This window comes from Chitinophagaceae bacterium (genome assembly GCA_016717285.1).
GTDB lineage: Bacteria > Bacteroidota > Bacteroidia > Chitinophagales > UBA10324 > JACCZZ01.
On the sequence record JADKFU010000004.1, the window covers coordinates 557,128 to 579,849 of the forward strand.

General features: G+C 39.2%; 12 protein-coding genes. All 12 read right to left on the reverse strand.

Translation table 11 applies throughout. The features are described from left to right. Positions 1 to 261: 261 nt before the first annotated feature. The 12 genes from IPO83_07520 to IPO83_07575 all read right to left on the reverse strand — a co-directional run bounded on the left by IPO83_07520 (position 262) and on the right by IPO83_07575 (position 22,722). Positions 262 to 669, reverse strand: a complete 408-nt coding sequence (locus tag IPO83_07520; protein MBK9731122.1) for a hypothetical protein — start codon at positions 667 to 669, stop codon at positions 262 to 264. A gap of 11 nt (positions 670 to 680) precedes the next feature. Then, entirely contained in the window at positions 681 to 989 is a 309-nt protein-coding gene (locus IPO83_07525; protein ID MBK9731123.1) for a hypothetical protein, read from the reverse strand. A gap of 123 nt (positions 990 to 1,112) precedes the next feature. Then, positions 1,113 to 1,625 (reverse strand): hypothetical protein, encoded by a 513-nt coding sequence (locus tag IPO83_07530; protein MBK9731124.1) that lies wholly within the window; start codon positions 1,623 to 1,625, stop codon positions 1,113 to 1,115. A gap of 477 nt (positions 1,626 to 2,102) precedes the next feature. Continuing rightward, on the reverse strand, positions 2,103 to 2,567 hold the full coding sequence (locus IPO83_07535) for a hypothetical protein (protein ID MBK9731125.1): 465 nt from the start codon (positions 2,565 to 2,567) through the stop codon (positions 2,103 to 2,105). Between the two features lie 3 nt (positions 2,568 to 2,570). Next, a complete protein-coding gene (locus IPO83_07540; GenBank protein MBK9731126.1) occupies positions 2,571 to 10,103 on the reverse strand; it encodes a glycoside hydrolase family protein in 7,533 nt (2,510 codons plus the stop codon). Positions 10,104 to 10,353: 250 nt separating this feature from the next. Then, entirely contained in the window at positions 10,354 to 11,052 is a 699-nt protein-coding gene (locus IPO83_07545) for a hypothetical protein (GenBank protein MBK9731127.1), read from the reverse strand. After that, entirely contained in the window at positions 11,049 to 17,024 is a 5,976-nt protein-coding gene (locus IPO83_07550) for a hypothetical protein (protein ID MBK9731128.1), read from the reverse strand. The genes IPO83_07545 and IPO83_07550 overlap by 4 nt, the downstream gene beginning before the upstream one ends. After that, positions 17,021 to 17,647 (reverse strand): hypothetical protein, encoded by a 627-nt coding sequence (locus IPO83_07555; GenBank protein ID MBK9731129.1) that lies wholly within the window; start codon positions 17,645 to 17,647, stop codon positions 17,021 to 17,023. The genes IPO83_07550 and IPO83_07555 overlap by 4 nt, the downstream gene beginning before the upstream one ends. 13 nt (positions 17,648 to 17,660) lie before the next feature. After that, entirely contained in the window at positions 17,661 to 18,752 is a 1,092-nt protein-coding gene (locus IPO83_07560) for a hypothetical protein (protein MBK9731130.1), read from the reverse strand. An 8-nt stretch (positions 18,753 to 18,760) separates the two neighbouring features. Further along, a complete protein-coding gene (locus tag IPO83_07565) occupies positions 18,761 to 20,881 on the reverse strand; it encodes a hypothetical protein (GenBank protein MBK9731131.1) in 2,121 nt (706 codons plus the stop codon). Between the two features lie 617 nt (positions 20,882 to 21,498). Then, positions 21,499 to 21,951, reverse strand: coding sequence for an Hsp20/alpha crystallin family protein (locus tag IPO83_07570; GenBank protein ID MBK9731132.1), 453 nt, complete (start codon positions 21,949 to 21,951; stop codon positions 21,499 to 21,501). A gap of 357 nt (positions 21,952 to 22,308) precedes the next feature. After that, positions 22,309 to 22,722, reverse strand: a complete 414-nt coding sequence (locus tag IPO83_07575) for a PIN domain-containing protein (GenBank protein ID MBK9731133.1) — start codon at positions 22,720 to 22,722, stop codon at positions 22,309 to 22,311.

Here is a 22,722-nt window from a genome sequence, read left to right on the forward strand (position 1 = left end):
AAATACATTTGCAAGCGCTCTGTGAATATACAGTAGTGAGTATCGCTTTTGCAGGGCTGCTTTGACGTGGTTATGTAAAAACCCTGAGGGTTTGTCAGTAGTGGATTATTCTTCAACAAACTACTTCAAAATTTTCACGTTGGTCGGGATTTTTAATCCGGTAATGAATACGCTTTGTTAAAAATGGGATTAAAAGTCCCTTACTCAATAAGGCCGGTTTGCAGATCCGGACTAACGGAATTACTTTTATAACATTATCGTCTACCCGGCTAAGCTAATTTTGTAGAGTTTCATTTTTTTTGATTTTTTATCAAGTTTAAAATCAAAACTTAATGTTGACTCAGATTCAAGGTCTCCATCATTATTAAATGATCTGAATTCTAGTATAACATTCGCATCTGATAGTTCTACACTTTCACTTTCATTCAATCTTTCTAAACCAATCCCGTTTAATATTATGTTTAGTTTTTCTTCTAATATATCTAAATTACGTGCCAGGCAGGTATCTGCTTTCGCGCTAACATATTGAATTGTAAAAGGAACAGTTGAGCAATTTGCAACGAATGACATGTTTCCTTTCTTGAATTCATTAACGATTTCAAGAGGGCTTTGGGCCCGTGCTAAATTTGCTAAAAAAACAATCAGCAATATAAAAGAAGCTTTTTTCATAGATAAGCGGTTTATCTGTCTGTTCCAAGTTGCTGTTGAGCTTCTGTTGTTGCCGTTGGAAATAATGAGCCCATTAGTGAAACTTTTGGCAAAAAGGTATAATGATAATATTTGACATTTGAAGCAGGTCCTCTCAAAACCACATTTACGGTTGTACCTGAGCTACTACCTGGAACGGCTTGGTTCCCTCCTAACTGAGCATATGAAATCGGATTGGGGAGTAACGTTTTCATGTTCCATCCGCCTCCAACCTTTCCAACAACAAATGCAAAATGTCCCGTATTACCATCTGCAAATATGCCATTATCGGATCTAATCACGTTGGTCGGGATTTGTAATCACGTCCGTTTAAGTTCCGGATTTTTTAATCCGGTAATGAATACGCTTTGTTAAAAACGGGATTAAAAATCCCCTACTCAATAAGACCGGTTTGCAAATCCGGACTAACGGACCAGTTTGAGTCTTAAATCATTCAAAAATATTCTTTTTGAATGTGAAATACTCTCTTTTAGTTCATCATCAATACGTTGTATAATATCGTTTCTGTCCTTCTCAGTATAGAGAATCTCCAATAAAAATTGTTCTAAACAGCTCGCCTTGTTTTCAGCCATATACTCAGAAAAGTTTCTAAAAGATTTTTTTGCGAGCTTCTCAACTATCTCCTCAAAATATTCTGCAACATAGCCATCACTTACTTGACAAATCGAGTTAAGCGTAATGATATATTTGGTACTGCCACAAACTATAAAGCCATTTGTAAGAGTATCTAAAAATCCAAGTACGCAATTATCCTCTGAATTTTTTAAAAGTGATTTGGCATTTTTTTGTACAACAGGCAAATTAGAAAGACATGTCTCCTTTTCACACAAGTTAAAATTTTCTTGAGCAGAAGAAGTTAACACTTGAATTATCAATAAAGCGCACACGAGAATGCTTTTAGTTTTCATTTTAATCATGGTTCTTGATTAGGGTCAGTATTTAAATTTTTTCGATCAGGCCCAATTCCATTATGCCAGGTATTGTTCAACTCTTGGCTCTGTGTATTTCACGTTGGTCGGGATTTGTAATCCCGTCCGTTTAAGTTTCGGATTTTTAATCCGGTAATGAATACGCTTTGTTAAAAACTGGATTAAAAATCCCTTACTCAATAAGACCGGATTGCTAATCAAAAGTGTTCGAAACCTTTGAAACCTTTACTGGCATTGCATTACAATGATCCTTTCAACGAATAAAATTGAAGGTTAAATTACATGAATTGTTCTTTAAATGTTTTTCACTCTGCAAAATAATCAGCGTCATCATCAGAACGGAACACTTACTTCAAAATAAGTTCCTGTGAAAAGAGCTAGGATGTATATTGGATAAAGCTTTGATGATGTTTCGAACACCTGTGATTGCTAATCCGGACTAACAGGACGTGATAAACCTTATTCCTATTCAGAAGTGGCACTTAAGATTGGCAGTATACTTATCAGGAATAACTTAGTTATATCTCTCAAATAGGCAACTTCAGTTCCACCTCTACCTGAACCGTCATTTTCACGCATATATAAATTTGACATTGTTTTGCGACTTACTAACCATTGATCGTAAAGTCCTTTGATCTCAATATCGCTGCCGCTTTGCCCATTCTTCTGATAGTATTTTTCAATCTGATCAATCATTCTTATCGTGAGACTATCAAGAAAATTTAATTGCTCATTTAATTCTACAACCGTTATCTCATCACAGGTTGCTCTACTCCAGTCTAAGCTATAATAGCAAGGGACATATTTCTCAAGAGTATCTAAATTTGATAATCTAAAATCAATGGAAGAAGGAGAGATAAATTGCGCTTTTGCCATGGCATTACCTAATAAGAATAGCGAAATTAAAAGGAACAATTTATTTTTTTTCATAATTCAATCGTTAAGGAATTGAGAAATATCAAAAATAACCGGTGTCAAGAATAGTTTCGATTCATAGTTTCGCCTCGATTGACCTCCCGATAAGTTGTGCGTTCGCATATATTGAGCGGCACCATTAAAATCGTTTGCATTTATCAAGTTAATAATTGGTCTAGCATTTCCTTGTCCAGCATTGAATGCAAAATCTGCTAATGCATCAAACTGATTCTGATTAATTGGTACTTTAATCCATGGTTTTATTGCATTTTCTTTCGATAATAAATCTCTATTAAACAATGAAACTGCCGTTTCTTCGCTAATTCCGTTTTTATATATAAATTCGAAATTTTTTAAGTTTTGGAGATCTAAAGCATTATCTGGAACTATTGGGCCATTATGAATTAAATGTCCATATCCAATTGTCGCATTCCCACAACAAAGAGTTGCTTGCTTAATAGTTTTGTCTTTATCAATGTAGTGATATGTAATACTCTGCCTACCTCCATCATTATCATACATATTCAATTTCATGACTTCAACCTTTTTTGTATAGGACTTTAGGTCCTCGCTTGCATGCAGGTTACTAAATTCAATTTCATTTTTAGGGTCAAAAATATTACCTATTTGCACTTTCGTATAACCCAAATCTTGTGCATACTTAGGATCATAGGGCCCTTGCAAATCTTTTAATGGCACCCCATCTTCTGTTGAGGACGGTGATAAAGTTCCGCTATTTGTAATCCATTTCTCTAGCCCTTCTAAATCAATTGCTCTTATGACATCATTTTGAGCAAAAGCATAAGTCGACCATCCAGGGTAGCTTGATGACAATGGATCCCTACTCAAAAACCTTCCTAATCGAGAATCATAAAATCTAAACTCAAAATCATAGCTAATACTCAATCCTTTTATCTCTTCATCTTTCTCTTGCCCATTAAACCCAAATTTATAACTCCCCAAACTATAACTCCTCCCCACCATCCCCATCCCAAACGGATAATAATCCCCCGCACTCACCACCTCCGCTTTATAATACCCAATCTCACCACTGCCATTATCAACTCCAATTCGTTTATCATTCACCACTGCCATCACGTTACCTAAGTGATTAGTGAGCTCGTAGTTTTTTAAACCAGAGTAGTAAGTTAACGTAGCAGTGTCGCTCATCAAAGCTGGCGATGGAAAGGTGACTTTTCCGGGACGTGCGATGCCGATTCGGCTTGATCCATAGAGGTGTTGTTCGCCCCACCAGAGGGTATCTTTCGGTGGTTGACCTATGATATTGCTGATGGGATGTTTCAATTTATATGTGGCGAGGATATTTCCCTGCGCATCGCGGATGTAATAGGTGTTGATGACAGGCTGCTTAAAAGCGATCACTTGTTTTACCATCCTGTTGCCGGAAGCATCATACCGGAAGTTGATGGTTTGTTTGCTGTCGGCATCGTACACCTGCGCGATCTTTCCATACGCATTCCAGTTGATGGTTAATCCTTCCTGCAAATCCTTAATCAGGTTGCCACTTTTGTCGTAGGAATAATTATTCGTTGCCTGATCATCAATATCAACGGTATAATTAGTGGCAGCTACGCCGTCATCAACATGATTCAACTGGTTGGATAACGCGTTATAGGAATAAGTCATGGAGTCCATAGGAATTATTGAACCGTTGCCATGCCGAATATAAGTAAGAATATTTCCATTTGCATCGTAATTCACTTTTTCTTTCCAGTCATTCAATTCGCTTCCATTGTCCTTCCATTTGTAATCGGTTGCATTGAAATCTTTATAAGCATCCATTCCCATTAGCCTGTTCAGCTGATCATATTTATAAGCATAACCAATGGTTTGTTCCGGCAGGTTCGAAACGGAAACACTCATGTTGCGGATATTGCCATTGTATAATGATGGACTTCCATTACTGAATGTACTACCTGAATAAGCAGGTTCGAAGTTGCTTTTCCCGATAGGAGAATAGTCGCCACTAAAATAACTGAGCACCATGCCGAAGACATCTTTGGCAACGTGATTGTGATTTCCTGCTTTCAATGCATCAGTGCCCATGTCTTTATTGTTGTTCAGGTCCATGCCATTAATGCCTTTGATCCAACCCTGAATAGTATAAGCGTAATCAACGCCCTGCACTTGCCGGTCGCCCAATTCAACACGCGCCAATGGTCCGTGATCGTAGTATTGATAACCGGCATCGGTTTCCCAGATGAAACCATCTTTACTGGTTAATGCGGCAATCACCCTGTTCATAGCATCGTACCGATATTGATAGATGAACTGATCAGCGGAATCTCTTTGATAATATACACGGTTTACTTTACCGCTTATTAAATCATAATCGTAATCAATGCGCTTAAAGCGTTCCTTAAAATTAGTGAGCTCCTGAATGTCGTAGCGCATAGATTTTACATTTCCTGAAATATCGTAATCATAATAGGTTGCGCATTGATAAGTACTGTTGATGCCGTCATCCTTTTCTTCATAGGTAGTGCAGGCAACCCTGTTTCGCAAATTCGATTGCGGGAACAGTTCAAAAACCACCGGTGAAGCATCGTAACTTGTATGCGTTACCTGAAAATGTGTATTACCGGAAATCCATGAAGCAAGCGATGCAGGATTTTTCACGATAGCATTCGTAATAGATGTTGACTGCACTAATTGTCCGACTTCCGTAATTCTGCCTAATGCATCATACAAAGTATAACTGTACTGAGTGAGCGGTCGCTGCCATGCACTCTGACTGACAACCAACCGTCCGAGACGGTCGTACCAGTAACGCGCGCTGTCAGCATCAGGCGTAAACTGCTTGATGGGAACATTCAAGGTATTGTACCAATAACGCGATGCAAGTGTATGCGCCGGATATACAGCAACTTTAACAGGATCAATCCGGTGATCTTCCACCGCAGCAATTTGCGCATCATTCAAAAACGTAACACCGGCTGGAGGAACAGTCTTTACTAAATTTCCTGCCTGATCGTAATAGTATAAGGTGTAGTGATATTCATTGAAAGGTTTTGTAATCGTGAAAATTTCCACGGCGTCCATCGCCTTTTTCCGGTAGAGCGTTGCAAAAGATTGCACAACACTATCACGGTAGTCATGATAAGATTCGATGGCATACGTAATGGCCATGTTGATTAACTGATCGTGACAACTTATAGTGTCTAATGAAACAGTTAAATACTGATCACCGCATAATTTAGGACCATATACCGGCAACAAAGGGAAAGGTTCCACGGGATCACAGTTACACGGAACCACATTTATGATATTCGTATTAGCGGTGAGTAATCCGTTCTGAAAAACTTTATTCCTGATATTTATACTGATTGCTTTACCTGTTGAATCAATAAATACAGAATCGATCATTACCGAATCAATGACATGATAATTAATTCCGCTCTCGAGAAAAACAGTATCAAGATTTATTACAGAACCGGTTGCGGTAACTTCTGATATGGTATTCAGAAGCAAACTATTTTCCTGTGTTCCGCTGAAGTAAATAGTAACACCACCGTTAAATCCTTCAAGTGCAGTTACGGTGGTAACAATATTGGAAGAAGTATCCGTCACCATATAGTTTTTCTTGGCAGTGTCGTTGCATGCTGCTTCAAAAGTCATATAGTCGTTGTAAAGCAGTTGAAATCCAAACTGCTGATTCATGTAATTGGTGAAGAAGGTTTCGTAGTTGCTGAAATCATTTTCCGGATACTGTAAGGAGAATATAAATTTCGCGGCCTCATAATCCTCGCAGGTTTTACAACCTGATGTATCGCAGCTCAATGCCATATTAATTGTAATCGGCAATGACAGAAAATTACATTCCGGATCGTAGCACATGGAAAGAATAGCAGTTAATTCATCTTCACTAAGGTTACTGTTATAATGTGCATTGATAAATGAAACGAGATCAGGAAAACCACCCATTATCAGAAATGAATCTTCCAGTGCTTTAAATTTTGAACACACACATTCATCCTTACTGTACAAAACATATCCATTGTTTTGGGTGGAAGAATTATAAGGTCCCGGCGATCCAATCATCAGGGCATTGCAGGCTCCTTCATCATTGGTGGAAACATTCAACACCTGCTGCAAGACATCTTCAAAACTATCATATCCGTTTGGTGAAGAAACAATGCCTTCCGGTGTGGTGCTCGCGCCATAAGGATGACTGAGATCGCAACCTGCTATACAAACTTCAATCAAACCTGAGCGGACTGCGGCCTGTTGTGTTGCATCCATCATGCAACCGGAAAGTTGTTGCATCCAGAAATCGGCCTGCTGTTCGCAGGATTGCTTGCAAAGCGAATCCATTCCTTCCGTTGCATATTGCTGTGCATAATATAGAAGGGAATCAGGATCAGCAGTTGAATTAAAAGAAAGGCCTGCTTCATAATGAAGCACGCGTGGCACGTATCCATCCAGATAATACGGATCATTGGCACAGTTTGCATCAGTTATACTGTTGCTCCATAAAGATCCGAGCCAGTCAGCATTATACTTCAGCGTCATGCACAAGTTGGAATGACAACCCAAACCATTTCCGGGACCGTTGTTATCATCCATCACATACGTTTCGCGTGCGAAATCTTTGTATTTGAATTTGAGTGATTGATAAATGGATCTGAAAATACTCCACGCCGCATCCTTATTTCCGCTGCAGCCGGCAGTATAGCTGGTGCTTGCTGTAGCAAAACCATCCGGATTATTGATGCTGTTTACAGCAGCCATTGCAAAATCCCAGGCCGACATTTCAAAAGGCGCGTTGCTACCGAAATTAATGTAATGAAGCAAATCATTTTGAATCTGCGTGCTGTATTGCTCGCCTAAAGCACCTGATAAAAAGAAAGGATCTTCATTCACATTCAGAAAATATGGATTCGTATTTCCCGGAACAGGCACTAAGTAACCTTCAGCATTTGCCTGTTCAAAAGAAGTGATACGCATCATCTGATCATCATAAGCATTGCTGGTTGCATTCGCACTGCAAAAGGAATAGTAACAATATTCAGGATGATAAATCACTAAAGAATTTACCCACGAAGGTCGAAAGCTCAATACAAAATTCTTTAACGGCAACGTGTTGGCAGCAACCATGTCGCCATTGTAATACACAGAAGAAATACTTCCATCATCATCATAATACGTTACGTTTTGAAAATAATACAGCGCGGAAAGATTGTCCTTAGGCTGATAGTTACCATTGTTGTCGATGCTATATTGCGCCCATTGATGGCCGGGAATTACATCACTCAACAGAGTGCTTAACAAAGCATTACAAACGCCATTTCCGTTGCAGGCTTCTTCGCAACCTTTTAGCGCAGCATTATAAGCAGCAATTGCTTTCTGCATGTCCTCTTCATCCAATACGCTATCGGTGATGGCGAGTAATGACAGATAATTTTTAATAAACGTATCCTGTTCGCCGATGGATGCAAAACATTCTTCGCAGGAAATATTGCAACCGGAAAAATCAATGTTGGCGATGGCTTGTTGAATAAATGTTTCGGAATCTATAAGACAATGATTGTTGCGGAGATAATGACCGGTATAAAAATTTACTGCGACTTCACTCACCGTCAATGTCTTTTCGATATTGTATCCGCCTGGTGGAAGGTTTGTAAGATCGAAAGTTGCGCTAAATTCCGGCGAACCGGTTGAACACAAAGTGTCGAAAACAAAAACACCATTGTCCAAATAGTTGGAAGCTATAAAAACAAAAGGCTGATCATTTGGCATTCCTGCGTTCATGCAGTCATCGGTAATCATGATTTTCAGGTCATAATATCCATCATAGCAGAGCGTCTCATTTTCGCAGGTAAGCTTTAAGATCGGCGGTGTTGCTTCATAATTGAATTTATACGTTCCGCTATTGGTGCCGAGAATTTTATGGGAGTTCCGTTTTCCATAGTTGAAAGGAAGATTGTTATCAAGCAGGTTGTAGGTGATGGAAGCAGCACCGGCATTGGATGATAAGGAAGAAAGATTGGGCGGCACTTCTCCGGCCAATGCAGTAGCTATCGTTCGTCCATGTGCATCAATGTAAGTGACACTGATTTGTCCGTTGGGATCCACCACCATATTTTTAAGGTAGTGCGCGCTGTAACCGGCTTCATTTCCAAACAGGCGATCGAGGTCTGACTGTTCGGGCTTGGCATAATAATACTTTGTGTCGTGCAGGCCAAGCTGATGATCTCTTCCAACGCCGCTCTGCCGGCTTATTCTGCCTGTGTTATCAGGCGTATATTCAGTTACGGAAAAAGGATATCCAAATGCCTTCGGCAGGAATTTTTGAAAGGTGAGTGTATCTGTGTTACCGGAGCTGTAATAAAAGGCCGCGCCATTGCTGGTATCCATAGCCATGGGATTGGTGGAACAACTTCCGGTTTCCCAATTCATAAAATTATAAGACTTGCCGGAAGTAGTATTGAAAGGATATTTCAGTGACAGCGAGGTATCATTAACCGGAACGGGCATTGACTGCACGGCAGCTCGTCCAATATGATCGTAGAACGTTTCACCAACAATGGTCTGTCGTTTCGAATTGTTGTAGCCGAGTGTCTGACGGTTTCTTAAAGTGCCATCAAAGTAAGAGAGTCCTTCACTTTTCTTTCCATCCTCTGCAAAAGCTGCGTTGTACTGCCAATTAAGCGTTTTGCTCCAGCCAATATTCCGGCAGGCATCAGTGAAAGAAGTAACAGCACCATTGATTCCATAACCTGACCAGGCCCCGTTTTGCCGGCGATGGTATTTATCATAGTGCACTCCTCTAATGCGGTAATAAATATATCCGATCGGATAAGCGCGGCGCAACCTGTAAGAATTTGATGAAGTGGTTATTCGTGTAGCATTCAGCTTGAAAAGGTCACTGAACAATACAGATGAATTCGCCATCACCAGTTTACTACTGTCGTCAAGAAAAGTCCATTCCAGGTCGTATTCCTCCGCGCCGATTTGTTTCATCCAACTGATTTCCAGAAATCCTTGTGCAGTATCTGTATGCATCGGGTCAGGAACGAGGGTACAGTCAAATTTATAGATGCGGGAGATTTGTATTTCTGCTGTAAGCTTAAAAATGGGAGGAGGAGTCTGCGGAATATTGTTCACTGAATAGGTAATGGATTGAATAGTAATGTTCAGGTGATGTCCCTTTGTAAATTCAAATGCCTGTCGTGAAAGGTATGTTTTTCCCATTGCAGGGTCATAAGACAATCGAAGTGTTTTGAGAAGAGTAGTTGGAACATTATTGCTGTTATAAGCTATGATCTGTAAGTCTACTTTACAGTTAAAAGGTTGGGTGAGCGGTATGGTTGCTTCATCATTGATCTCAAAAATCACCAGGTCATTTACAGTAATATTCTTTTCAATTAATGCCCAATAGGAAGTTTGAAACTTTTCATCCGCCACATCCAAAACACTGTTGATGTGCACAGCACTTCCGGTTAAGTTCTTGATATAATCTTCATTTGCAGCGCATGCAAAGTTGCAAACCAGTATGAAAATGACAAGTGTTATATAAGGTAATCTCATAGTTGATGAATTATAAGTCATCTGAATAAATATCAATTACAATAGCTTACTATCTTTTTCGGTGTGTTCTGCGTTATTAAGTAAACTTGCAGAGTTCAATTCGATTAGCCTTCTTTTTACTTTCTGCTCCAAATCCTGCCAAAGTTGGCACACATTCAAGATTACCGCAACAGCGGAAACCAATAACCATTTCTTGTAGTCATATAGATTAATAAAGAAAATATTAATAGCAAAGCTCTCTTCACGCTGCTTATTTAATATTATTGATCAACGAATAACTTCTGAATGCATCAATTGGCTTTAGTTGCTTTCCATCTACGACCAGGTATTTATTTTCAGAAAATACGGAAGCCGTTTCTTTTCTGCTTTCCATTCTAAAATGCCTGAACAGCATTTCCACCCTTGGTTCCTGCGCTTCGCCATCAACCATTTTTTTGCCATAGTATAAAATCAATTTCACCGGTTGTGAATTGTTCTGGTTAAACCAACATTCTTCAGATGCTACTTCTCCTTTGCTAAACGTAATCCTATAGCCGCGACATCCTGCTTTGATTCCCAGCCATTGAACCGTTGTTGTGGCATTCTTTAAAATCGAATCCATTTGCGGCAAGCTGAATGAAAACACTTTCGGGATCCGGCTCTTGCTGATATAGATCTGTTTTCCAGTATTATCGATAGTTAATGAATAACGCTCATTGTTGATGTACTCATGATCGCCAAGAATATAACAGAAATTATTACCCTGCGCATGAAGCCGGATTGTCATGGTATCAGTTAGCGTTTTACTGTCGTGATGCGGATAGCTGGAGAAGAACAGCTCTGATGAAATCAACTTATCAGCACTTGTAAGCTGCTGAATTAAATTGAGCAATTCAGTACGATAATTCTGTGCTTCAGCAGAAAAATTATGAACGCACAATAGCACAAAAATCCGGATATACTTTCTCATAGCTTGTTGGTAGTGTATGACCTGTTTTCATTTATTGTAACAATGCCGCGTTCTGTTTCCTTTTTCAATCTTACAAGGATGCCTTCATCATCATATTCATAAAAGGTGGCGTAATTATTTTCATCAAGCGTGGCCATCAACCGAAGATTAAACGGATGATAGACAAAGCATTTCATGGTTGCATTAAAAGGGTGAATACGCACATCATCAACATATAGATCCGCGCCGGTTGATTTCAATATTACATGCAACGCGCTTGCAGTGGCAGAAATGGTGAATCTTGTTTCATAGCGTTGCCAGCCATCAATCACCGGTCCGTTAGGTACAGTGCTGACATTTGTGCCACCATCAATGTTGAGCTTTAGAAGGTTTTTAGAATAGTTGGTTGCTGTATCGTAATTCTGCTTTTCCTTCACCCATGCGGAGATCAGATATTCTCCTGCTAAGGGTGCAAAGTCGGGAAGACATCCTCCTTCTTTCATCAAGTATATGTTATTCGAAAATGAAAATAGCGTGGTGTCTGCAATCACATTTAACGGACTGATTACCTCAGCCGTTTTATTTGCTTTTATGAACAAAGAACGCAATCCGCTGTGAGCTGCAATGCTGGATACATTCACATTATTTCCATTGAGTGCATCAATAAAACTCCAATGCGATTTATAACATGGATCACTGCAACTGTTTGCAAAGTCATACTCTTCAAATCCATCATAAGCGATACTTCTGTACGTAGCATTGGCAGCTACTGCAACAGGTTGTGATCCGAGGTATCCGTAGATTGCTGTAGTAAATAAATTTAATGCATCCTTGCTTTCAATTGCTGTACCATTTGAATTGTATAAAGTGTTTTCATCTGTTCTAATCCAGGTAAGCGTATCCGTATTCCGTTCCCATTGATTCAGGCCCGTATTAAATTTCCAATACCAGTCAAACGTCCTGAAAATTCCATCATTCCTGGTGTCGGTTGCTACGATAGCAGGAGCAGTGGTCCGTTCGCTATAATTTACCAGGTTCTTCCACATTCTCCAGTTGCCAAGAATACCCAGATGATAAGGGTTGATAGTTTGGTTTTTAGTAAGGTTCTGACATTCATATCCATTATATAGGGATGGGGCAGATAAAGGCATGTGACAATTAATCTTCCATTTATTTTTATATTCATTTGCGTTAGCGGAAATCACTTTGCCTCCATAACAAATCCATTCGGGTAAAGGCCCTCCTCCTCCTGATTTCTCGCCATTTTTTAAATAACAGTTGGGATATCCAAAAGCGATTCGGTTGTTAAAAATTGGATCTGAAAGCGAAACAACCTGTCCCACTTTTTCATCCGTCATATTCTTTCTTCCGGATTGAAGCACTTTGATAGTAACGGGATCAGCACTGTTAAACGGAACACCGGCTTCATCCAAAACATAAAAATCAGTTCCTTCCTTTGCTAACCAATAATGTTTTGAAAGCAATTGATTGTTATTGTCCGTAATCATTACCTCGTCACCGGCAAAGAAAAACTGTGTATAGGCGTCAGGGCTGGTAATCTTCCCGTTAGTAACCTGCAGATCCTTAACCTGCATCGAAATATTTTTGTAGGCTCCTGCCATTCCATTGTACACCCAATGTGCAGGCATGTTATAGGTATAAACCGGATCGCTGAATTCGTTAGTAGTAGCACTGATTAAGGATTGTCCTGTTTCCTTATCAAAGTAAACATTAGAAGTAACTACAGTTGATCCATTTTCCTGCGTTATTACTTTATCTACAATTCCTTTTCTGAAAACATATTTTGTAGTGGCTGCAGAGCGGAAACGGGTACGTTCAAAACTTCCGCCGGGAAACGTAAATGGCAAAGAGAATATACCCAAAATTGCAAATGTTTCGAGGTTGAAGTAAGTGGATTCCTCTTCTGAAAGCGTGGCTTGTTCCATCATATCCTGCCAGATGTCTATATCTTCTCCAATCGTAGAAATACCGGTATTGCCTTTTGAATCCAATACCGGCAAATTTTCATTTCGTAACATATTGACGCCAAAACCTTGTTGGGTGAAATACTGATATTCCGTGCTTGTTATTACTGCATCATTGGCATCATATGAACTTGTTCGAAATAGTTTTCCATGCATATCATTGCATTCTACCGTGAAACCTTGAGAGACCGTCATGAAATCTTCTGAACTCGTATTGAATATCTGGAAGAGAGGTTTATGTTTTTGAGGTACGGGATTGATATTGGTGAAATCATTGATCACCGGAAAATCATACGCTGTATAATATTCATGAACGGTCTTTCCTGTTTTGGTTCGTTCTATTCCTTCTGGAGTAATATTCGAAACAGTCACCTTGCGGTAACCCACTGTTGCTCCCGGATACAAAGATTCGCCCAATGGTTTTTCTATATAATATTCATTGTTGGGCGCCAACTTTATTTTTTCGTCATAGGTTAGCGGCAATCGTAATGGAATCTCATCTCCTCCGGCCATTGGTTCATATGATGCAACTCCGGAACTAATTACAATCGTGTCTTTTCCATCAAAAAATGGCATTGTATATTCGTACTGCTGACCGTAAGTAGTTGCATCGCCATCACTCATTTCATTCCAGTTATCAGAAATGGTCAATTGCTTCACGCGACATCCACCGCCTAACTTCTTATAGGTTGGATTACGCAAACGAATCCAACTCTCATTGTTCAATGTCATTTTCCCCCAGAAACTAAGCCTGGCATGTGAGTTAAAACCGGCTATGATATTTATAAACTCCGTGGCCATACCAACTAATCCATCCAGTAATTGTCCTACAGGTGTGCCATCAGGATCGCTTCCCGGAAAAGCTTTCTCAGGAATGTTAACACGTAAAAATTGCCAGGCAGCGAGCGCAAACGGATGAACATAATGATCAACATTTTCAGCATACACCAATTTCAATTTAAGGTAAGCATGGTTGCTGTCGTCAGTAACCATTCCCGCTTCATCATAATTACAATAGCCACTCACCCATTCATACCTTCCGTCATTAGCAATATCAATCTTGCATTTAAAATACAGGTCATTTATTCCTTCGAGATATTTCCGCTTAAACTCCTCGCCGTTCGCAACATTCTCCGGCAAATCAACCATCAGGTAATTGTAATCATTGTCTTTGTCGTAAAGAAAATTTTTTGTCACAGTTGTTTTATCACTGGCAAATCCCTTGATCACAAACATTTGCATAGCACGTTCATCCTGAACATATGCATAATCATCTGATTCAAACTTCACATGGATGCGCGCTCCCGAAGGAAGCGTTATATCTGTTAAGGTCCATGCTGAACTAAAAAGATTAGCCAGTGATGTATCCTGTAAAGTGTATGGAAAATCCCTGTTGGGCAACATTCCGGGTACGGTATCATTGTTTTGATAATTGCCCCACCGGTCATATTTTTTGAGATGGTAGTTGGGATTGTACGCGTTATAATTAAAAGCATAACTGTTCAATAATCCCTTTCCGTTATCCTGATAAGAAAACCAAACCTTTTTCAGCGTCAGTTTTCCTGATCCGTTATTGCTGTTGGGCAAAGCCTTGCATAATGAATAATTGTATTCAAAGTGCACCGCTTTTATTGGAATGGCTTCGCTCCCATGTTTTACAAGTTCTTCTTTGGAATACAACCGAATCTCTTTCAGCCGTTTAAGCGCATGATCAAAATCGCCACCTCCATTTTCATCTTTTACTCCAATTGCATCCGCCCTGTCTTCCAATATAAATTGCGCAACATAGTTTTTTGATTCAATGGAATGCAGGTACCAGATCTGCTTTTCACCATATTCATAATTTCCCTTTCCATCATTATCTATGGAGTTGAATCCTTCTAAATAATGCGCGCTGTCTTTTGCAAATGGCAATCGCCATTTATAAGAAAAGGGAAGCAACGAATAATTAAATTTAATTGCTTCTCCAAGGTCATTGTCGGAAATGCCATTTTGATCCACATCTTCATAATCCGGTGAAAGGATAGCTGTGAGCAGGAATGAATGCGCATACTGTGGAATAGTGGTTGATTCAAAGTAATGGTCAATACCTATTTTATTTCCAATGCTGTTGTAAGCATCTGTTCCGATGCTTTTATAACCTACATGTCCTGATCCAGGATTTGCATCCGAATGATTTACATTGAAGGTGACCTGCTTTTGTAAGGTGTTGTAAGCGGGAACCCCAAAGACATATCTTCTTCCATCGGGATTCACCGTTGTGATTTCCGAAACATGCTGCGATGGAAAATTATTCCGCGAAATCTCGCTTGCATTTGCATTACTCTGACAACCGTTATAGCTTAAGACATTAAGCGGATAATTAAGTATTGACTTATCGAGACCAAATAATGCTGCTTCTTTAGCTGTAAGAAATGAAATAGCCTGTGTGCGACGATCACGTAAAGGCTTTTGCAGTTCTGAAGGTGTTGTATCAACTGTATCTGTTGCGCCTAATTTAACATTGAATTTTGGCAGTGATATCGCAACCGTTTTTGAAAGTTCTTCAATATTTGTTCTCGCTGGAAATTCACCTCCCCAATAACCATAAAAATTATGTTCATAGGGCGACCATTCTCCCGCATTCCGCAAGCTGTAAGCTTCATGATTATCGTAATTGCTGATTCCTGTAAAAGTGCAGACAGATGGCGTGAGGTTATCGGATGTCCATGGTCCGGAAGATGATGTTCCTGTATTTACCGAAATATCAACTCCGCCATGAATCAACTCTCCCAAGCCCAATTCACCACCAAAAGAATTGCCTGTGCTGGAATTGTAAACATAGGGATCATGAAAAATACCCACATCAGTTCTATAAGCTCTGAACTGACCGCCAAGGCCTTCTCCATTCAGCGTGAAGAGATCATAGGTTCCATTTGGAATGGCAAGGGCAACAGTACTTTCACGGAAAGGACCATCTTTCTCTCTATTGAAATCCAGTAATGCATCCGGATTATTATTCCCTGCTTCACAATTAAAGTAGCCAAAAGCAGGATTGCTTTGAGAGTTGACTCTTAACTTCTGATTAGAATAGTATCCGTCAATTGTTCCGTTCAGATGATCAACTATTACCTCACCACCTAAAGTTGCGTGAAATGAAACAGATTCAGATTCATATGGAAGTGTGATGGAGGGAAAGTAAGTAGGATTTACAAAAGACAGATGTGTATCGCCAAATGAATGTGATGCCAATGCTCCTAAGTAACCCGGCATTAATCCTGCTACCGACCGCAGATAATTTGTTATCAGATTGGTTTGTAACGATCGCAGACCTGCTCTTGAGTTTATGGTTAATCCCACATAAGTGTTCTGATTCAAAATTGATAGTATTGAACTACTGGTGTGTGGAGAGAAACCAATAGATGGCGCTATATCCACACCTTCCTGCGAGTTAAGTTGTAAACCGAGATGGAGATTTCCCGGAAAGCCTCCCAATTTTGAAAGGGAGATTGCTGAAGATATTCCCACTGTTAAGCCAAGTCCTTTGTAATTATTATTATAAATGCCTACTGATCCAATGCCGGCACTAAGCAGATTCAGGATATCTACTCCGGCAATTTCATTTCCGGGAGAAAGGTTAACACCCCATGTTGTGTTTTCTTTAATGTTGAATTCTTTCTTTACTTCATCACCATTAAAATCGTCCGGCAATCCACGCATGTCGCGTGTAATGCTGCCGGGATTAATGTTCCACCCAAGGCCTACCCACGTTGCTTCCTCATCCATGGTAATACCTGAATGATAACTGAGATTAATTGGATAGCCCCCAACATCAAGCAAAGGAATATTGTAGCTGAAATCTCCGGTAAATGCATCTACCATTTCAGTTGTGCCCACAGGCATAAAGTTTTGCGTTTCCGGTTGTGATGGACCACCCGTGAGTGCAAATGCGGATAAGGGCAGTATTGTTTCCAACAACATTATTGTTGCCATGAATAATGCGAACGGACGTATAAGATATTTTTTCATAAGGATACCTTCTTAAGTTCCGGAAGATTAACCAGATCTTTTTTATGAAATACAAATGAATTATAGCCACTACCATATAAACGGTCGTTAAAATACAATGTCAAGGGAGCATCCTCCTTCAGATTCATTGTTGATTGCTGCCTGAAACCAAGCACGAGGTCAATACTGGGATGCAAACCATAGCTTCGTTCAAAATGGTGGATCACACATGGTAGTGTATCTCCAGCGCTAACAATAAAAAAATCATTTTTGACTTCAAACGCAAAATAAACAATGGCATCTTCATAGTTCATTCCATTCATCATCAATTTCAAAGGATCGGTTTCATGATCATTGCTGCCGATAGAAAAAGAAAAATGAGTTAATCCTTCAAATTTGCTTTGCAGTTCATGGAATTCGTCGGTTTCAACATGGCCGGATGTTTCCAGCAGACATACATAATCAATGGGTTGATATTGTGCAGAGAAATACAGCCTGTCGTGTTGAAGAGTTCTCTTTAAGCCGTTTGAGCTGTCGGTAACATAACCTATATACTCACGTGGACTTAATGCATTTGTTCTGCAGGATTGCAATGAACAATAGCATAGACCGGTAAACGAAAACAATAGTAGTTTCTTGAACATAAAGTTTATCATTCTATGATTTGATAAAATAAAATACAGCCTGGTACCTGCTACCATTTCCATCCTCAATCAGCATCAGATAAGCAATTCCTTCTCTGAAGCCTTCATTGCGCAGGTCCACATCAATCGTATTAATGCCATGCTGCAATAAAATTTCCGGATGAAAATTTATCGTCTTTCGTGTATCCGCCTGCACAATTCTATACTTCAATTCAGGATCATTGCTTCTGTTATCATAGCCTATTCGTAAAACTCCTTTGGAGAGATAAAAACCATCAGCGGCTACATTATTGATCAGATTATAACTGCCTGAAGTATTTACTTGCGGAACTGAGACTGGTGTTGCGATAACAAATTGCCAGGTCTCTGTGCTTCCAAGAAATTGCTGGTCATAAAACACATCCACTTTCCACGCATAAGAAGACCCTTCTTCCAATGAAGGAAATAAGGAAGTATAATCAAGCGAAGTTCCCGCTATGTTTTTTTGAAATACAAGCGGTACATTATTCCTGATCGCCTGCTCAGGCGCCTGATGGTCTTTGATCTTTGTGAGGACTAATGAATAACTTGTCTTAGATTCATCTTCAGGTGCCGGGCCATGCCACGAAAGCAATGGATGGACAGTATAGATCTCTTGTGTGTTATGAGGGTAAATTAGAAAGGGAGGAGACGATCCCGATAGTTGGCGTTCTTCACATGACAATCCCAATAACATACTTTTGTCGGCAGAAGTCAGCGTTGCACAAAAAATATATTTTCCCATGGGTAATGAGCCCGTTTGGCGAAGTGTGGAAGTAAAGTTATTGTTGCCATACTGAACAGTTGATTTAACATTTGTCTTTATCACTTTCACATCAGTGATGCCTTGGTGCAACAGAAATGATTCCGTGGATAAATTAATCACCGGAATATGATTGTTAGTCTCAATTTTCAATTCAAGAAAACATACTGTAGAACCAGGACTTGTTTTAGAAATTGTGAGATTCCATAGATCATCAATCATGAAATGATCCGGAAGCATTGTATTCCAGGAAATAATTACCTGGCTGATTGCCGGCAATCTGAAGGCCGTCACAAGGAGTATAACAACGATGCCCTTTTTCATATGAATAATTAAAAGGATTGTGAATAAGAAATAGAACTATGATAAAACGTGGGCAGCAATGCCTGGCCTGCTCCGGTTTTCAATTTTACATCGCCGTAGATATTGAGCTTTCCCCTTTTTAGAATTTTCCATCCTGCAGCTACGCCTGCTCCGTAATATGCTGCATCTCCGATTCCATTCATATTGAAATTGACAGTTGCCATTAATTTTGTTCCCAATTGTAAATTCCCCGTTACTGACAAGAAATAATAATTGGGTTTTACAGGATTTTCTTTCGGACTTTGCGCAGATACCAATGCGTTCAATGAAAATTTTGGAGTAATAGAAATCTTTTGCTGAAAGTCGCTTCGCAGCATCATACTATTATGAAAGGTATCCAATGTGTTTACGTTGCTGAATGATGTGCTATAAATACAAATCATGCTGGAAGCAGAATGACTGAATATCGCATAGGATTTCGAAAATTGAAACTGTACCATCTCCTGTTTGTTTTTTTGGCTGCTATTCGGCGCAGAGGAAACGACAGGAGTATAGCGGAATAATAAAAAGCCATTCCTGATATCGTATCGAAGATCAATTGAAAAATTTAATTGAAAAAAGGGGAATTGGAAAACAGAGGTGACATTGTGTTGCAGGTAATATATGCTTGTTAAAAAATTCAACTTGTGTTTAAACGCGCTTTGTGAGAATGCACCTTTTATGGAACGTGCATCACTAATAAGATAGTTGTTGCCGTTTGTTTTGTATAATGGTCCTGCTGAAAGATATTCAACACTGAAAGCGCTTCCTGATTTCAAAAATTGTTTTTCAAGTTGAAAATGAATTCCTAAATGCTGGGAAGTGTTTGAATGAATTCCTGTCTCGATTGCCAAACCGGAAGCCATATAAGAACTTGTGGACCCCGAAATTTCCAAAGCAGAATGAAGGCCACTTGCATTAGAAACGCCACCCGACATAGAAACCAGCGTATTCGTAAACGGCGTGTTTGATGATATCGCAAAAGGATCAGAAGTTTTAAAATTGGTTACTGACAGTTCTATAAATTCTTTGTCGCGGGATCCCGTACCTACCAAAGCCTGGGTAATCACATTGAATTGTTTGGCATTATAGAGTGGTTGGATGATATCATTGCTTCCGCCATATGGCAAATCATTCATCTTTTCCCGCGCAAGTGTAGCACCGAAGTAGAGAAAATTAAGTGCATAGTAAAATGAACAACCGTTTGCAATCTTACTATTGAGCGTCAGCGGTGATTGATTTAATAAAACCTGGCCGATAGTGAATTCTTTCAAACCAGCAAGTACTTGATTTAACTTATTCGCACCCGCTTTTTTTACCTCATTTAAAAGTTGCTCCTCGTTCAGTTTATCGGGTGATATTGGAAAGTCAAAAATGGATGCAATTGTAGATAGGTCAAGTGTTTGATATTGATTTGCTATTCCCTTGCTCAACGACAATAAATCATTGTAAGAATGTTGTAATGACTGATACCGCGCAATAGTTTTCGAATACAATTCAAATAAAGCGGAATCAATACGAGTATTTAATTCCGCTGATGTTGCAGTGTCTGTGATTAGTGATTCTAAACGATCCATACTTTGATAAGCATAATGAACTGAATCCAGAAAATCTTCGTCATTTAACAGATTTCTTACGCTATCAAAAGCATGCAGTCCAACTTTTATTTTTTGCAAACTGTCAAACACGCTTCTATACTTTTCCTCGCCATGGTGCAGCAATAGTTTTTGCATTTCTTCCAGAAAAAGATTTCTGTCAAATGAAATAGCAAAGTTTGTTTGAAGTGGGTTGATTGAGGGTCCAAAAGAAGTTATACCTGCCATAACATTAATCGGCACTGATAAAACAGACTGCGAAAGATTGCAGTTAATATTCAAAGCCAAAGGGTCTATCTGATAGCTGTCGTGATTTACACTTTGTGAAATGTCAAATGATCCTGTAGGTTTAATTTGAAATTTTACCGGCGACTTATGAATATCAGGAGCATTATTGATCGCAATAAATCTTTCTGTTGATTTAGAAGCGAAATCGATCATCGTATCACTGTTTTCAATCAAAAGACTATCGGTTATTTTTTGTATTCCTGCATGCGTTAATAAAATTTGTCCCATAACAATGCGAGGAATTAAAATTGAACACGTAATAGTGATGATAAAAAGTATTGGTTCATTAATGTGAACAGTTGATACTGACATAAAATATGTTTCACTTGGTGATCTCCATGAAATGAGGCGTATCCTGGTATGCTATCGGAAATAAATGCCCTTCTTTATTACTCTATAAACTATGCTGATAAAATCTCTTTTAATAAAATGCCGTGTATATGTTTTTTTGGAGTAACGAGTCCATTGCAATTGATTAATCAAAAGTAATAGCTGATTGCAACCTTGTCAATACCCAAAAAGGCTGATTTTTCTAATCTCTAAATAAAACACTCAATTATTATCTGGCTGCCTGGTCAAAGCATAACCGTTAGAAGTTCTTATTGTGGCCATAAAAAAATCAGGAAAGAAAGGGTGTATATCTTCCAGCATTTTTTTTAACCTGCTTTCCGTTTAGCTGTCTGATTGTTATACGCAGGCCAATAAAATAGTGAGCGGCATTGTTACCATGCGCTTCAGTAATTCCTCAACATTTATGAATGAAAACAGTGATCCGGTAACCCTTTAAAAATAACAAGAGTTGCCTCCTTTTGCGAGGCAACTCTTGCGATCAGGAAGCTGTTTGATTACGAAATCTGGATCAGCTTTGGTGGCTTTTGTTTTGCTTCCTCTTTTTTGGGAATCAGCAGGTGCAATAAGCCATTCTCATACTTCGCCTGGATCTTATCTGTGTCCATTACCTCTTTCTGCAACGAAAAAGTCCTTTGGAAAGATTGATAGCTGAATTCTTTACGGGAATAGCGCTCATCCTCATGCTCCACTTTTTCACTGCTTCTTTCGGAACTGATGGTGAGGGAATTTCCGTCCAGTTCCACTTTAAAATCTTTTTTCGACATGCCGGGTGCAGCCACTTCCACCTCGTAATGCTCAGCAGTTTCTTTAATGTTTACTGCAGGAACGGTGGTGTTGGTGTCTGAGAAGTTCTGGTTGCCCCAATTGAATAAATCCCGGTTAAAAAAATCGTCAAAAAGCACTGGCATTTGATGCAGCAGGCTTCCGTTTCTTTTTAAGTGTGTCATTGGTTACCTCCTTTTTTTAATGGTTAAGAAATTGTTTTAAAAGAGGAAAATCAAATTTTTTACCACTGTATTTCTGAGCTATGGAAAATAAAATTTTGTCGCAAACCGCTAAAAAAATGTCAGTTTGAAAGTCAAAATTTCAGCTTTCATTCAGGGTTTGTTATCAGTCTGCCGAACCCGTTAGTGCGGATTGGAATCCGGTCTTATTGAGTAAGGGATTTTTAATCCCGTGTTTAACCAGGCGCATTGGTTTATTATCGGGCTAAAAATCCGAAACTTAAACGGACGGGATTACACATCCCTACCAACGTGGGCTTTCCTGTTTGCTGGCTGATTGTTATATGCAGTCGGGCTTTTCTAATTAGGTTTGGAAATAAAGGTTTCAGGAGTTAAAACTTTAATTGTTGCTTTTTTATAATCTTTAATATTTCTGGTAATTATTGTTGTCAGGTTGTTCTCTATAGCACAACAATATTGTATAGCATCCTCAAAGTCGGTGAAATCAGATGCTATAGCCAAATCAATTGTTTTGCTGTCAACCGACAATACATTGACAATCGTTTTAAATTTGGCAATTATTTGTCTTGAATGTGTGGTCGAATATTGTGATCGTAAAACATAGTCTATAGTGGCAAAAGCAAGCGATGAAACACAGACTTTAATTTTACCTGTGTCTGCAAGTGAAAATAGTATTTCCGCCGTTTTGTTAAATGGCTTGCGCCCGGCCAATAAGTCTATACAAACATCCGTGTCGATAAATACTTTGGTCAT

Bases quoted from the DNA above. Each gene is read 5' to 3' on its own strand.
- IPO83_07520 (MBK9731122.1), bottom strand. From the start codon at position 669: ATGAAAAAAGCTTCTTTTATATTGCTGATTGTTTTTTTAGCAAATTTA.
- IPO83_07530 (MBK9731124.1), bottom strand. From the start codon at position 1,625: ATGATTAAAATGAAAACTAAAAGCATTCTCGTGTGCGCTTTATTGATA.
- IPO83_07535 (MBK9731125.1), bottom strand. From the start codon at position 2,567: ATGAAAAAAAATAAATTGTTCCTTTTAATTTCGCTATTCTTATTAGGT.
- IPO83_07540 (MBK9731126.1), bottom strand. From the start codon at position 10,103: ATGAGATTACCTTATATAACACTTGTCATTTTCATACTGGTTTGCAAC.
- IPO83_07545 (MBK9731127.1), bottom strand. From the start codon at position 11,052: ATGAGAAAGTATATCCGGATTTTTGTGCTATTGTGCGTTCATAATTTT.
- IPO83_07550 (MBK9731128.1), bottom strand. From the start codon at position 17,024: ATGAAAAAATATCTTATACGTCCGTTCGCATTATTCATGGCAACAATA.
- IPO83_07555 (MBK9731129.1), bottom strand. From the start codon at position 17,647: ATGTTCAAGAAACTACTATTGTTTTCGTTTACCGGTCTATGCTATTGT.
- IPO83_07560 (MBK9731130.1), bottom strand. From the start codon at position 18,752: ATGAAAAAGGGCATCGTTGTTATACTCCTTGTGACGGCCTTCAGATTG.
- IPO83_07565 (MBK9731131.1), bottom strand. From the start codon at position 20,881: ATGGGACAAATTTTATTAACGCATGCAGGAATACAAAAAATAACCGAT.
- IPO83_07570 (MBK9731132.1), bottom strand. From the start codon at position 21,951: ATGACACACTTAAAAAGAAACGGAAGCCTGCTGCATCAAATGCCAGTG.
- IPO83_07575 (MBK9731133.1), bottom strand. From the start codon at position 22,722: ATGACCAAAGTATTTATCGACACGGATGTTTGTATAGACTTATTGGCC.